This window comes from Paraburkholderia sp. SIMBA_030, from assembly GCF_046535245.1.
GTDB lineage: Bacteria > Pseudomonadota > Gammaproteobacteria > Burkholderiales > Burkholderiaceae > Paraburkholderia.
Genome location: NZ_JAWRXB010000008.1, coordinates 215,187 through 227,545, shown reverse-complemented (window position 1 = coordinate 227,545; position 12,359 = coordinate 215,187). Strand labels below are relative to the sequence as shown.

General features: G+C 60.8%; 14 protein-coding genes and 1 other RNA gene. 12 read left to right on the top strand and 3 right to left on the bottom strand.

Translation table 11 applies throughout. From position 1 onward, the window contains the following. The first annotated feature begins 226 nt into the window (after positions 1 to 226). The 4 genes from SB772_RS16025 to SB772_RS16010 all read left to right on the top strand — a co-directional run bounded on the left by SB772_RS16025 (position 227) and on the right by SB772_RS16010 (position 3,343). Positions 227 to 1,120 carry a glutamate/aspartate ABC transporter substrate-binding protein gene (locus SB772_RS16025; RefSeq protein ID WP_410834210.1) on the top strand — a complete coding sequence of 298 codons (894 nt, stop codon included), beginning with the start codon at positions 227 to 229 and terminating at the stop codon, positions 1,118 to 1,120. Between the two features lie 83 nt (positions 1,121 to 1,203). After that, a complete protein-coding gene (locus tag SB772_RS16020; protein WP_410834209.1) occupies positions 1,204 to 1,944 on the top strand; it encodes an amino acid ABC transporter permease in 741 nt (246 codons plus the stop codon). Continuing rightward, positions 1,944 to 2,621 carry a glutamate/aspartate ABC transporter permease GltK gene (gltK, locus tag SB772_RS16015; protein WP_410834208.1) on the top strand — a complete coding sequence of 226 codons (678 nt, stop codon included), beginning with the start codon at positions 1,944 to 1,946 and terminating at the stop codon, positions 2,619 to 2,621. Before SB772_RS16020 ends, gltK begins: the two co-directional genes overlap by 1 nt. Continuing rightward, entirely contained in the window at positions 2,618 to 3,343 is a 726-nt protein-coding gene (locus SB772_RS16010; RefSeq protein ID WP_410834207.1) for an amino acid ABC transporter ATP-binding protein, read from the top strand. Before gltK ends, SB772_RS16010 begins: the two co-directional genes overlap by 4 nt. A 113-nt stretch (positions 3,344 to 3,456) precedes the next feature. Here SB772_RS16010 and SB772_RS16005 read toward each other — a convergent pair whose 3' ends face one another. Beyond that, positions 3,457 to 4,377, bottom strand: coding sequence for a class II glutamine amidotransferase (locus SB772_RS16005; RefSeq protein ID WP_410834206.1), 921 nt, complete (start codon positions 4,375 to 4,377; stop codon positions 3,457 to 3,459). Between the two features lie 176 nt (positions 4,378 to 4,553). Here SB772_RS16005 and pyrC point away from each other — a divergent pair, with 176 nt between their 5' ends. From pyrC to rnpB, 3 genes are all read left to right on the top strand, one after another. After that, positions 4,554 to 5,615, top strand: coding sequence for a dihydroorotase (pyrC, locus tag SB772_RS16000; RefSeq protein ID WP_410834205.1), 1,062 nt, complete (start codon positions 4,554 to 4,556; stop codon positions 5,613 to 5,615). 20 nt (positions 5,616 to 5,635) lie between these two features. Beyond that, positions 5,636 to 6,463, top strand: coding sequence for a DUF3025 domain-containing protein (locus SB772_RS15995; protein ID WP_410834323.1), 828 nt, complete (start codon positions 5,636 to 5,638; stop codon positions 6,461 to 6,463). 105 nt (positions 6,464 to 6,568) lie between these two features. Further along, positions 6,569 to 6,982, top strand: an RNA gene (rnpB, locus tag SB772_RS15990) — RNase P RNA component class A. Between the two features lie 97 nt (positions 6,983 to 7,079). Here the strand turns inward: rnpB and SB772_RS15985 are convergent. Continuing rightward, the gene (locus tag SB772_RS15985; RefSeq protein ID WP_410834204.1) at positions 7,080 to 7,502 is read right to left on the bottom strand and encodes an OsmC family protein; all 423 of its coding nucleotides are present in this window, start codon (positions 7,500 to 7,502) and stop codon (positions 7,080 to 7,082) included. A gap of 683 nt (positions 7,503 to 8,185) precedes the next feature. On the opposite strand from SB772_RS15985, the gene rplM reads away from it, so the two are divergent. Genes rplM through erpA form a run of 4 tightly spaced genes read left to right on the top strand, consistent with a single transcriptional unit; the run spans position 8,186 to position 9,652 of the window. Next, positions 8,186 to 8,614 carry a 50S ribosomal protein L13 gene (gene rplM, locus SB772_RS15980; protein WP_020069304.1) on the top strand — a complete coding sequence of 143 codons (429 nt, stop codon included), beginning with the start codon at positions 8,186 to 8,188 and terminating at the stop codon, positions 8,612 to 8,614. An 11-nt stretch (positions 8,615 to 8,625) separates the two neighbouring features. Continuing rightward, positions 8,626 to 9,018: a 30S ribosomal protein S9 gene (gene rpsI, locus SB772_RS15975; RefSeq protein ID WP_011489810.1), complete on the top strand. Its 393-nt coding sequence runs from the start codon at positions 8,626 to 8,628 to the stop codon at positions 9,016 to 9,018. A 23-nt stretch (positions 9,019 to 9,041) separates the two neighbouring features. After that, on the top strand, positions 9,042 to 9,266 hold the full coding sequence (locus tag SB772_RS15970) for a hypothetical protein (RefSeq protein WP_410834203.1): 225 nt from the start codon (positions 9,042 to 9,044) through the stop codon (positions 9,264 to 9,266). Positions 9,267 to 9,286: 20 nt separating this feature from the next. Next, positions 9,287 to 9,652, top strand: a complete 366-nt coding sequence (erpA, locus tag SB772_RS15965; protein ID WP_007180424.1) for an iron-sulfur cluster insertion protein ErpA — start codon at positions 9,287 to 9,289, stop codon at positions 9,650 to 9,652. Positions 9,653 to 9,743: 91 nt separating this feature from the next. Here the strand turns inward: erpA and SB772_RS15960 are convergent, their stop codons facing one another. Beyond that, a complete protein-coding gene (locus SB772_RS15960) occupies positions 9,744 to 10,874 on the bottom strand; it encodes an anhydro-N-acetylmuramic acid kinase (RefSeq protein ID WP_410834202.1) in 1,131 nt (376 codons plus the stop codon). 226 nt (positions 10,875 to 11,100) lie between these two features. Between SB772_RS15960 and tyrS the strand changes: the two genes are divergently transcribed. Next, complete coding sequence (gene tyrS, locus SB772_RS15955) at positions 11,101 to 12,345, top strand: tyrosine--tRNA ligase (RefSeq protein ID WP_410834201.1); 1,245 nt, start codon at positions 11,101 to 11,103, stop codon at positions 12,343 to 12,345. Positions 12,346 to 12,359: the final 14 nt, after the last annotated feature.

The following is a 12,359-nucleotide window of genomic DNA, read 5'->3' as shown; positions in this document are numbered from 1 at the left end:
GGTCGCTCGAATCCTTGCTTTGACGCGGTTCACAAGACTGCGTGTACGACCGGCGGGCGGCATCGTATCGATGCCGCCCGCCTTTGCATATTCGTAAAAGGTTGACTGACCGGCCGGAAGCGCTGTAAACCTGTAGCGGCTTGCGCGCAACAAACATGGTTTATAGCCATACTTTCAGAATAATTACTTTGCTAAACTGGCGCCGGTTCTTGCCAAGGAGATCACAATGAAGGTTAAAAAGGCTGCACTGCTGCTCGCGACTCTCGGACTGTTTACGGTTGGCGCGCATGCGCAAGACGCCGGTACGCTGAAAAAGATCAAGGACACGGGCGTGATTTCGCTGGGTCATCGCGAATCGTCGATCCCGTTTTCGTATTACGACGACAGGCAGAACGTCATCGGTTACTCGCAGGAATTCGCGCTGAAGGTGGTGGACGCGGTCAAGGCCAAGCTGAATATGCCTAACCTGAAGGTCAAGCTCACGCCTGTCACGTCGCAAAACCGTATTCCGCTGGTGCAGAACGGCACCGTCGACATGGAATGCGGCTCGACCACCAACAACGCTGAACGCCAGCAACAAGCTGCGTTCTCGAACACGATCTTCGTGATCGGCACGCGCTTGATGACCAAGAAGGATTCGGGCGTCAAGGACTGGGCCGACCTGAAGGGCAAGACGGTCGTGACGACTGCCGGCACCACGTCCGAGCGTATCCTGCGCAAGATGAACCAGGACAAAAGCATGGGCATGAACATCATCAGCGCGAAGGACCACGGCGAGTCGTTCCTGACGCTTTCCACCGGCCGCGCTGCCGCGTTCATGATGGACGATGCGCTGCTGGCCGGCGAGCGTGCCAAGTCGAACAACCCGGGCGATTTCGTGATCGTCGGCACGCCGCAATCGCATGAAGCGTACGGCTGCATGATTCGTAAGAACGATCCGGAGTTCAAGAAGGTGGTCGACGACGCGATCGCGAAGGTCGAAACCTCGGGCGAAGCCGATCAGATCTACAAGAAGTGGTTCGAATCGCCGATTCCGCCGAAGGGCTTGAACCTGAACTTCCCGGAAAGTGACGACATCAAGGCGCTCTACAAGAGCCCGAATGACAAGGCTATCGACTAAACCTTAGCTGTTTATTTTGAAACGCTGAACGAAACGGAAGGGGCCGCGCGCTTCTTCCGTTTCTTTTTGCTGGAGTCTTGCTCATGTCATATCACTGGAACTGGGGCATTCTGCTGAGTCCGGTCTCCACCGGCGAGCCGACCACCTATCTGGGCTGGCTGATGTCCGGCTTCTGGGTGACGATTACCGTGTCGCTGTCGGCATGGGTGATCGCGCTGATCGTCGGATCGCTCTTCGGTGTGCTGCGTACGGTGCCGAACAAATGGGCGTCGGGCATCGGTACGGTCTACGTCGCGATTTTCCGTAACATTCCGCTGATCGTGCAGTTCTTCATCTGGTATCTGGTGATACCGGAGTTGCTGCCGGTGTCGATCGGCAGCTGGTACAAGCAATTGCCGCCGAGCGCGCAGTTCTTCTCGTCGTCGATCGTGTGTCTTGGGTTCTTCACCGCCGCGCGGGTGTGCGAGCAGGTGCGCTCGGGCATCAACGCGTTGCCGCACGGCCAGCGCGCCGCGGGTCTGGCGATGGGTTTCACGCAATGGCAGACGTACCGTTATGTGCTGCTGCCGGTCGCGTACCGGATCATCGTGCCGCCGCTCACGTCCGAGTTTCTGAATATCTTCAAGAACTCGGCGGTCGCGTCGACCATCGGTCTGCTGGATCTGTCCGCACAGGCGCGCCAACTGGTCGACTACACGTCGCAGTCGTATGAGTCGTTTATCGCTGTCACGCTGGCATACGTGCTGATCAATCTGGTCGTGATGCAACTGATGCGCTGGGTCGAACACAAGACCCGGTTGCCCGGCTATATCGGAGGCAAGTGATGCACCATTTCGACTGGAGCGGTATTCCGGGCGCACTGCCTACGCTGTGGACCGGCGCCGTCATCACTGTCAAGATCACATTGATCGCAATCGTGATCGGCATCATCTGGGGCACCATTCTCGCGATCATGCGGCTGTCGCCTTTCAAGCCGTTCGAATGGTTCGCGAAGGGCTACGTCACGGTGTTCCGTTCGATCCCGCTGGTGATGGTGCTGCTGTGGTTCTTCCTGATCGTGCCGCAGGTGCTGCAGAACGTGCTTGGGCTTTCGCCGGATATCGACATCCGGCTCGCGTCGGCGATGGTCGCCTTTTCGCTGTTCGAGGCGGCGTACTATTCGGAGATCATCCGCGCCGGTATCCAGTCGGTGCCGCGCGGGCAGGTCAATGCGGCGTTTGCGCTCGGCATGAGCTACCCGCAGGCGATGCGCCTCATCGTGCTGCCGCAGGCGTTCCGCGCGATGGTGCCGCTCTTGCTTACGCAAGGTATCGTGCTGTTTCAGGATACGTCGCTCGTCTACGTGATCAGCCTCGCCGACTTCTTCCGCACCGCCACGAATATTGGCGACCGTGACGGTACGAATGTCGAAATGGTACTGTTCGCGGGCGCGTGTTATTTCGTGATCTGCGTGATCGCGTCGAGCCTCGTCAAAAGTCTTCAGAAAAAGGTCGCAAGATGATCTCTATCAAGAATGTTTCGAAGTGGTACGGCCAGTTTCAAGTGCTGACCGACTGCACCACGGAAGTCAAAAAAGGTGAAGTGGTGGTGGTGTGCGGCCCGTCGGGCTCGGGCAAGTCCACGCTGATCAAAACCGTGAACGGCCTCGAGCCGTTCCAGAAGGGCGAGATCGTCATCAACGGTCAATCGCTGACCGACAAGAAAACCAATCTGTCGAAGCTGCGCGCGAAAGTCGGCATGGTGTTCCAGCACTTCGAACTGTTCCCGCATCTGTCGATCGTGCAGAACCTGACACTCGCGCAGGTGAAGGTGCTCGGCCGTTCGAACGAAGAAGCCACGGCGAAGGGCTACAAGCTGCTCGATCGCGTCGGTCTGCGTGCGCATGCGGATAAGTTTCCGGGGCAGTTGTCGGGCGGTCAGCAGCAGCGTGTGGCGATTGCACGCGCGTTGTCGATGGACCCGATCGCGATGCTGTTCGACGAGCCGACCTCTGCGCTCGATCCGGAAATGATCAACGAAGTGCTCGACGTGATGGTCGAGCTCGCGCAGGAAGGCATGACGATGATGTGCGTCACGCACGAAATGGGCTTTGCGAAGAAGGTCGCGCACCGCGTGATCTTCATGGACAAGGGCTTGATCGTGGAAGACGACCGCAAGGAAGACTTCTTCGCGAACCCGAAGTCGGATCGCGCGAAGGATTTTCTGGCGAAGATCCTGCACTGAGGTTTGCCCGCGGCACGTTGTGCCGCTTTCGTCCTTCAGTGGAAAAAAAGCCGCTGCTTTGTGAGAAGCAGCGGCTTTTTTGTTTCGTGCGTTCGGGGATTAACGCAGCGGGATCAGGATTCGAACGCAGCGGCGTCGTCCGCCGCTTCCAGATCGACTTCCGACTCTGTCAATGCTGACGCCGCGATCGTCGTTGCCGAAGCCGATGCATCCAGTGCCGGGTTGCGCAGCTTCTCGAGCACGGAAGGCGGTACCGGCAGATTGACGCGGTCGATCACTTCGCCGTGCTGGAACATCATCAGATCGCCGGGTTTGAACGCGGTCCACACTTCGTTATCGGTGAGCGGTTGCGTCGCAATCACGGCGACGCGGTCTTCCGGCGTCGTGTACTTCGCGAAATCGATCGACACGTCCGCATCGACGAGATGCGCGGTCGAGAACGGCCAGCGTCGCACGATGAAGTGCAGATGTGTCGAGCAGTGCGCGAACAACGCCTGGCCGTTCGACATCAGGAAGTTGAATACGCCGAATTGCGTGATCTCGCGCGTGAGCGTTTCCAGCGCCGCGAACAGTTCGTCGAGCGGCGGCTGGCAGCCCGGGAAAGTCTTGCGCAAACCTTGCAGCAGCGCGCAAAACGCGAGTTCGCTATCGGTCGTGCCGACCGGCTGATAGACGCCCGTCAGCGTTGGCGAATAATTTTTCAGGTCGCCGTTGTGCGCGAAGATCCAGTGACGCCCCCACAACTCACGCATGAACGGATGGCAGTTCTCCAGCAGGATGTGCCCTTGCGTCGCCTTGCGGATATGCGCAATCGTGTTCTTCGATTTGATCGGGTAGCGCTTGACCATCTCGGCGATCGGCGAGGTGGCCGACGATTGATGGTCGATGAACAGGCGGCAGGCTTTGTCTTCGAAGAAGGCGATGCCCCAGCCGTCCGCATGATGATCGGTGACGCCGCCGCGCGCCGCAAAACCGGTGAACGAGAACGTGACGTCCGTCGGCGCGGCGCAGTTCATTCCGAGAAGTTGGCACATGTTACGGGTGAGCCTGTGAACGGGGCGAGCCGTTACAATAATGATTTCCCTAGCATATCACCGAGCCAGAACCGCCAAATAGCTAAATTGACGTGTGTTCAGGCCGCAACACCGCGGTTTGCCGCAGTTTGCAGCCGTCGATTGGCTTTGTCGCCGAGGTTCGTTCCCCTCCCGCCATGACTGCTTCCAACGCTTCCCTCGATTCCCTCACGCTCGCTCGCCCGGACGATTGGCATCTGCATGTCCGCGACGGCGAGATGCTTGCCGCCGTGCTGCCGGACACCGCGCGCCAGTTCGGCCGCGCAATCATCATGCCGAACCTCAAGCCGCCGGTCACCACCACCGCGATGGCGCGGGCGTATCGCGAGCGCGTCGTCGCCGCGATTCCGGCCGGCGTGAAGTTCGAACCGCTGATGACGCTGTATCTCACGGACAATACGCCGCCCGGCGAAATCCGCCGCGCGCGCGAAAGCGGCTTTGTGCATGGCATAAAGCTGTACCCCGCAGGCGCCACGACTAATTCGGACGCGGGCGTCACCGACATCATGAAGTGCGCGAAAACGCTCGAAGCGATGCAGGAAACCGGCATGCCGCTGCTGGTGCACGGCGAAGTGACGGATTCGTCGATCGATCTGTTCGACCGCGAGAAAGTGTTTATCGATCGTGTGATGACGCCGCTGCGCCGCGAGTTTCCGGCGCTCAAGGTGGTGTTCGAGCACATCACCACGAAGGATGCAGTCGACTACATCCGCGAAGCCGGCGTGGCGCCGGGGCTGCTGGGCGCAACGATCACCGCGCACCATCTGCTGTACAACCGCAATGCGATCTTCCAGGGCGGCATCCGCCCGCATTACTACTGCCTGCCGGTGCTCAAGCGCGAGACGCATCGCGTGGCGCTGGTCGAGGCGGCGACCTCGGGCAATCCGCGTTTCTTCCTCGGCACGGATAGCGCGCCGCATCCGAAGGGTTTGAAGGAGCACGCGTGCGGCTGCGCGGGCTGCTACACGGCGCTGCACGCGCTCGAACTGTATGCGGAAGCGTTCGACAAAGCGGGCGCGCTGGATAAGCTCGAAGGCTTCGCGAGCTTCTTCGGGGCAGATTTCTACGGACTGCCGCGCAGCGCGGAAAAGGTCACGTTGCGTCGCGAGGAATGGACTCTGCCGGCTGAGTTGCCGGTCGGCGATACGCCGGTCGTGCCGTTGCGTGGTGGCGAGTCGATTGGCTGGCGGCTGGTCTGAGGTTGGAGCAGATGCAGGCGATGCAGGTGCGGGAGGCGGCGCGTGTGGGTTTCGCCGATATCGACTGGTCGAAGCCGTGGTTCGCGCAGTTTGCCGGGCGCGGCGCCCGCTGGCAGCAGGCCGCGCTGACGAGCTACGCGGCGTTGCTCGATGAAATGAACGCGGATGCTGGCGCGATGCAGCAGCGCACGGGGCGCGGCCAGCGCCTGGCGTTCATCGCGCAGGACGATTTGCCTCCGGGCGCGGCTTACGAGGCGCACATCGCGTCGACCGGCTGCGTGCCGACTCGCCACAATCTGCACGACTTCTTCAACGCGTCGATGTGGTTTGCGTTTCCGCGCATCAAGGCGGCGCTGAACGCGCGTCAGTCTGCGGCAATCGACGTTTCAGGCGTCGGCCCGACCCGCGGCGGCGTGCGCGATATGCTGACTCTGCTTGACGAAAACGCGTTGCTGTTCGCCTGCGCGGATCCGGCATTGAGTGCCGCCTTGCGCGGATTCGATTGGCAGACGCTGCTGGTCTCGCGGCGTGATGCGTGGGGCGTGCATTGTGAAGTGCGCTGCTTCGGGCATGCGTTGCTGGAAAAACTGATCGCGCCGTTCAAGGCTTGCACGGGGCACGCCTGGATCGTCGACGTACCCACCGAATACTTTGGGTGGCCCGCCTTGGCGCGCGACGCGTGGCTAGACGAAGCGGTCGGCACTGCGCTGCTGAATACCGACGCATTGACGAGCCGCCTGTTCGCGCCATTACCCGTGTTGGGCATTCCGGGCTGGTGGCCGGACAACGAAACGCCCGCGTTTTACGACGACGCCTCGGTGTTCCGCGCCGGCCGCCGCTGGCGCTAAGACCGCCGCAGGCCAGGCGCGGCGCCGTACGCGACGACGCCCATTCGGCTATTTCCGCCGCGCAAGCGGCTTGCCGCCCGTCGCAGTGGTAAAATCGGCCCCAGCAAAGCGGGCCAGGCAGTCGCGGCCTCCGCGGCTTCGGCCAAAGAGGGCGAGGAAAGTCCGGACTCCACAGGGCAGGGTGATGGCTAACGGCCATCCGTGGCGACACGCGGAACAGGGCAACAGAAAGCAAACCGCCGATGGCCCGGCGAAAGTCGGGATCAGGTAAGGGTGAAACGGTGCGGTAAGAGCGCACCGCGGCTGCTGCAAGGCAGACCGGCACGGTAACCTCCACCCGGAGCAATTCCAAGTAGGCAGGCGCGCATCTTCGAGATGCAGGACGGGGCCCCCGTCTCGTCTGCGGGTAGGAAGCTTGAGCGCGTCAGTAATGGCGCGCCTAGAGGAATGGCTGCCACGCGCGTCGCGTTTTCGGACGTTGCGCGTGCACAGAATCCGGCTTATCGGCCTGCTTTGCCACCCAATGAAAAATGCCGGCGTCCACACGGACGCCGGCATTTTCTTTGTGGCGCGCTCCTTCGGCTACTTGCGCCGGAGCCGGCGAGCCGCGCCGCGCTTAGCCCGCGACGATATCGAACGAGTGCGACAGTTCGGCGGTTTTCGCAATCATGATCGACGCCGAGCAGTATTTGTCGTGTGACAGATTGATCGCCCGTTCCACGGTAGCCGGATTCAGATTCTTGCCGGTCACGGTGAAGTGGAAGTGGATCTTGGTGAACACCTTCGGATCTTCGCTCGCGCGTTCCGCCTTCAGCGTCACTGAGCAGCCGGCGATTTCCTGGCGACTTTTCTTCAGGATCATCACGACGTCGTACGCCGTGCAGCCGCCCGTGCCGAGCAGAACCATTTCCATCGGACGCGGCGCAAGGTTGCGGCCGCCGCCTTCCGGCGCGCCGTCCATCGCGACCAGATGGCCGCTGCCCGTCTCGGCGGCGAACGCCATTCCGTCCTGCCCCATCCAGCTCACTTTGCATTCCATGCTGTGCTCCACCGCGCTTCGCTTATTCGAGACGGCATTGTAGCCCGGCGTTTGCGTGTCCGCCCGGAGGGACTTCGGCGGGAAATTATGCTCAGTGACGGCTTGCGTGTTGCGGTGCGGCATGTTTGGCTAGTTCGGGAATGCACTGAAGGGATTAGGGGTTTTACTCTAGTCGATGTCTGCCTTTGCGACCGCTCTTGGAAGCTTTCGTGCTTGATTTTAAAAAGAATTTTCCGTTTGCGGTCAGCTTTTGTGCTTCCCATATAATGAAATTGCATTTCGCAATGCAAATGTTCTTGCATCGCACAAGGGTGCCTCATATAATCGTCCCCATCGGTTGCAGCAGTTCTGCAACCTCCGCTGTCTCCTCCACCTCCTCCTTTGGTGGATTAAACCCGAACCGCTCGTTCGGGTTTTTTTTCGTCTTCGCTTTTGCCTTCAAGGCACGGTTTCACGGCTCGGCACGAAGGCCGCATGGTTGCTGCCTTGGCCACCCGCGCAACACGTCTGCCTATCCAAAACAGCTGGACATTTTGACTTGGTGTGACAAATTCCTTTATAATCCAAGGCTTTTCCGCATCCGCGCCCGCGGAGGAAGAACAGGGAGAGCCTGCACGCGCCTCGATGCGCACACTACAAGCAGGAAAAAAAACATTGGGCGCAGCAATTTTTTTGGATCGATCATGAAGACGTTTTCCGCAAAAGCCCATGAGGTGACGCGCGAATGGTACGTGATTGACGCGACGGATAAGGTTCTCGGGCGTGTCGCCAGCGAAGTGGCACACCGTCTTCGCGGCAAGCACAAGCCTGAATTCACTCCCCACGTCGACACCGGTGATTTCATCATCGTTATCAACGCCGGCAAGCTGAAAGTCACGGGCAACAAGGCTACTGACAAGAAGTACTATCGCCACTCGGGTTACCCGGGCGGTATCTATGAAACGACGTTCGGCAAAATGCAGGAACGCTTCCCGGGCCGGGCGCTCGAAAAAGCGGTCAAGGGCATGCTGCCGAAGGGCCCGCTCGGCTACGCGATGATCAAGAAGCTGAAGGTCTACGCCGAAGCAACGCATCCGCATTCGGCGCAACAGCCGAAAGCGCTCGAGATCTAAGGGGAGCCCACATGATCGGTAACTGGAATTACGGCACGGGCCGCCGCAAGAGCGCCGTCGCACGTGTGTTCATCAAGGCAGGCAAGGGCGATATCGTTGTGAACGGCAAGCCTATCGCCGATTACTTCTCGCGCGAAACGTCGCTGATGATCGTGCGTCAGCCGCTGGAACTCACGAACCACGGCGTCACGTTCGACATCAAAGTCAACGTGACGGGTGGCGGTGAAACGGGTCAAGCCGGTGCGGTTCGCCACGGCATCACCCGCGCGCTGATGGACTATGACGCAACGCTGAAGCCGGAACTGTCGAAAGCTGGTTTCGTCACGCGTGACGCTCGTGAAGTCGAACGTAAGAAGGTCGGCTTCCACAAGGCACGCCGCAGGAAGCAATTCTCGAAGCGTTAATCGCTTCGGGTGCGATCCGGCCCTTGGGCCGGATCGCTGCAAAAGCCGCCGACGCTTTCGCGAAGGCGGCTTTTTTTATGGGTTTCCCCCTGTTCTGCGTCGGTCGTTTCGTTGCTGCTGCGGCCGTGTGGCGCGAGAGCGGGCAGACTGGCGGCGACGATGGCGCCATCAAACGATTTTCCTGGAAGAACCCATTGATTTTGTGGGCTTCAGCACGATATCGAGATCAGCCCTACAATGGCGGTTAAAAGCTTTTTGGAGAGTTCGAATGAACGCAGTCACCGATACACCCGTGACCGAGATGCCCGCCCCCTTCGTTTTCACCGACGCAGCGGCTGACAAGGTCAAGCAACTGATCGAAGAAGAAGGCAATGCGGACCTCAAACTGCGCGTTTTCGTGCAGGGCGGCGGCTGCTCGGGCTTTCAGTACGGTTTTACGTTCGACGAAGCCGTCAACGAAGACGACACCGTCATGAACAAGAGCGGCGTCCAGCTGCTGATCGATTCGATGAGCTACCAGTATCTGGTCGGCGCTGAGATCGACTACAAGGACGACATCAACGGCGCGCAGTTCGTCATCAAGAACCCGAATGCCACGACCACCTGTGGTTGCGGTTCGTCGTTCTCGGTTTGATGGCAGCGGTTTGATGCCCCTTTAGGGCGAGAGGTAGTAGAGAAACGGGGCTTCGGCCCCGTTTCTTATTGCCTGAACCTGAAGCGCGCCGTCAATGCGGATAAATCGCCCCCAGCACGCGCTCGGCGGCCGCACCGGTGACGGCCGGCAAATTGCCCGGCAGGCGCGCCACGCAACGCATCGCCAGCCACGCGAACGCCAGAGGCTCAACCTGGCTTGGCGGCACGCCGAGGGCGTCGGTGGTCAGCACAGGCACGCCGCTCACGCCGCTTTCCTCCAGCGCCGCCTGCAGCGCCCTCATCAGTTCCTGGTTGCGCGCGCCTCCGCCGCAAACATAAACCGCTCTGGCGTCCGACGCATGCCGCTCGATTTCGCGCGCGACTGTCACCGCGGTCAGCGCGACCAGCGTTGCTTGCACGTCGGCGGGGGAAAGCGTGGCGAACGGCTTGAGCCTGGCGTCGAGCCATTCGGGGTTGAACAGGTCGCGGCCGGTGCTTTTCGGCGGTTGTTGCGCGAAAAAGGGTTCGTCGAGCAATGCGCAGAGCAGCGCGCGATCGACTTGGCCGCTCGCCGCGAAATGGCCGTTTTCGTCGAACGGTTTGCCCAGATGGCGCTGTGCCCACTCGTCCAGCAGCGCGTTGGCCGGCCCGCAGTCGAAGCCGCGTACGCCGCCCGTCGCGTTCAGGATCGTGATGTTGCTGATGCCGCCAAGATTGCAGACCACCCGCGTTTCGTTTTTCGCGCCGAATACCGTGGCGTGAAACGCCGGTACGAGCGGCGCACCCTGGCCGCCGGCCGCGACATCGCGGCTGCGGAAATCGGCGACCACATCGATGTGCATCATTTCCGCAAGCAGTGCCGGGTTGTTGATCTGCCGCGTGTATCCTTTCTCCGGCCGATGCCGCACCGTCTGGCCATGCACGCCGATTGCGCGGACCTCGGCGGCGGACAATCGGCCGCTGCGCAGCAGTTCGTGGCAGCACACCGTGTAGCGGGTGGCGAGCGCATTGGCCGCCTGCGCCTCTCGTTCGATCTCGTTGTCGCCCGGCTGTTGCAGCGCGAACAGCGCCTCGCGCAAGCCTGCCGCGAAGCCGACGAACGCCTCGGCCCGTACAACCGGCGGTTTCCCTTTGGCAAATTCGACGGCCACGCCGTCCACGCCGTCCATGCTTGTGCCGGACATCAGTCCAAAGTAGACGCCGTCTGCGGGGTCTTGCGCCACGTTGCTGCTCCTCTCGATGGTTCGTTGCGACCGTTTTAGCAGATTATCAGCACTAGCGAGGCGGAACATAAAGCTTTGGATGCCGGCCCCGCGCTCGATTAGCGCCTGATTCGCGCTTGAATCAGCAGCAATCGGCTGGCGTTGGGCGCGTTGTGGCTGAGTCAGTGGGCGCGGCGGCGCGCATCTATGGGACAATCTCCTTTTTTCGCGACTTCACGTTTCCCGCATGAGCACCGAGTCCATCAAGCCCAGCCCCGCCTTCCCGATCACCGACGAAGTCCGTCACGCGCTCGCGGTCACCAAACGCGGCGTCGACGAACTGCTGATCGAAGACGAATTCGCGCAAAAGCTCGCGAAGAGCCAGGCGACCGGCACGCCGCTGCGCGTCAAGCTGGGTCTCGATCCGACCGCGCCGGATATCCACATCGGCCACACGGTCGTGCTGAATAAAATGCGTCAGTTGCAGGACCTCGGCCACACCGTGATTTTCCTGATCGGTGATTTCACCTCGCTGATCGGCGATCCGTCGGGCCGTAACGCCACGCGCCCGCCGCTCACGCGCGAGCAGATCGAATCGAACGCAAAGACCTATTTCGAGCAGGCCGCACTGGTGCTCGACCGCGAAAAGACGGAAATCCGCTACAACAGCGAATGGTCGATGCCGCTCGGCGCCGACGGCATGATCAAGCTCGCGTCGCGCTACACGGTAGCGCGTATTCTCGAGCGCGAAGATTTCACCAAGCGTTTCCAGGGCGGCGTGCCGATCTCGATCCACGAGTTCCTGTACCCGTTGATGCAAGGCTACGACTCGGTCGCACTGAATGCCGACCTCGAACTCGGCGGCACGGACCAGAAATTCAACCTGCTGGTCGGCCGTGAATTGCAGAAGCAATACGGCCAGGAACAACAGTGCATCTTGACGATGCCGCTGCTCGAAGGACTCGACGGCGTCGAAAAGATGTCGAAGTCGAAGAATAACTACATTGGCATCAGCGAAAAACCGAATGACATGTTCGGCAAGCTGATGAGCATTTCCGATGTGCTGATGTGGCGTTACTTCGAACTGCTATCGTTCCGCCCGATGGAAGAGATCGCCGGCTTCAAGCGTGAGATCGAAGCGGGCCGCAATCCACGCGATTTCAAGGTGATGCTCGGCCAGGAAATCGTCGCGCGCTTCCACTCGCAGGCCGATGCCGAGCGCGCGCTCGAAGACTTCAACCATCGCGCGAAGGGCGGTGTGCCGGACGATATTCCTGCGGTGATGCTCGCGGGCGCGCCGCTCGCGATCGGCCAGTTGCTCAAGCAGGCCAACCTCGTGCCGTCGACTAGCGAAGCGCTGCGCAACATCGAGCAGGGCGGCGTGAAGATCGATGGCGCGACCGTGTCCGATAAGGGACTGAAAGTCGAAGCCGGCGAGTTCGTCGTGCAGGTCGGCAAGCGCCGTTTTGCGCGCGTCACGCTGACGGCTTGATGGCCGCGCTTTTG

What these genes read in the sequence shown, in the direction of transcription:
- gltK (WP_410834208.1), top strand. Translation starts at nt 1,944, where the DNA reads ATGCACCATTTCGACTGGAGCGGTATTCCGGGCGCACTGCCTACGCTG.
- erpA (WP_007180424.1), top strand. Translation starts at nt 9,287, where the DNA reads ATGAACGCAGTCACCGATACACCCGTGACCGAGATGCCCGCCCCCTTC.
- tyrS (WP_410834201.1), top strand. Translation starts at nt 11,101, where the DNA reads ATGAGCACCGAGTCCATCAAGCCCAGCCCCGCCTTCCCGATCACCGAC.
- rplM (WP_020069304.1), top strand. Translation starts at nt 8,186, where the DNA reads ATGAAGACGTTTTCCGCAAAAGCCCATGAGGTGACGCGCGAATGGTAC.
- SB772_RS16010 (WP_410834207.1), top strand. Translation starts at nt 2,618, where the DNA reads ATGATCTCTATCAAGAATGTTTCGAAGTGGTACGGCCAGTTTCAAGTG.
- SB772_RS16020 (WP_410834209.1), top strand. Translation starts at nt 1,204, where the DNA reads ATGTCATATCACTGGAACTGGGGCATTCTGCTGAGTCCGGTCTCCACC.
- pyrC (WP_410834205.1), top strand. Translation starts at nt 4,554, where the DNA reads ATGACTGCTTCCAACGCTTCCCTCGATTCCCTCACGCTCGCTCGCCCG.
- SB772_RS16005 (WP_410834206.1), bottom strand. Translation starts at nt 4,377, where the DNA reads ATGTGCCAACTTCTCGGAATGAACTGCGCCGCGCCGACGGACGTCACG.
- SB772_RS16025 (WP_410834210.1), top strand. Translation starts at nt 227, where the DNA reads ATGAAGGTTAAAAAGGCTGCACTGCTGCTCGCGACTCTCGGACTGTTT.
- SB772_RS15985 (WP_410834204.1), bottom strand. Translation starts at nt 7,502, where the DNA reads ATGGAATGCAAAGTGAGCTGGATGGGGCAGGACGGAATGGCGTTCGCC.
- SB772_RS15995 (WP_410834323.1), top strand. Translation starts at nt 5,636, where the DNA reads ATGCAGGTGCGGGAGGCGGCGCGTGTGGGTTTCGCCGATATCGACTGG.
- rpsI (WP_011489810.1), top strand. Translation starts at nt 8,626, where the DNA reads ATGATCGGTAACTGGAATTACGGCACGGGCCGCCGCAAGAGCGCCGTC.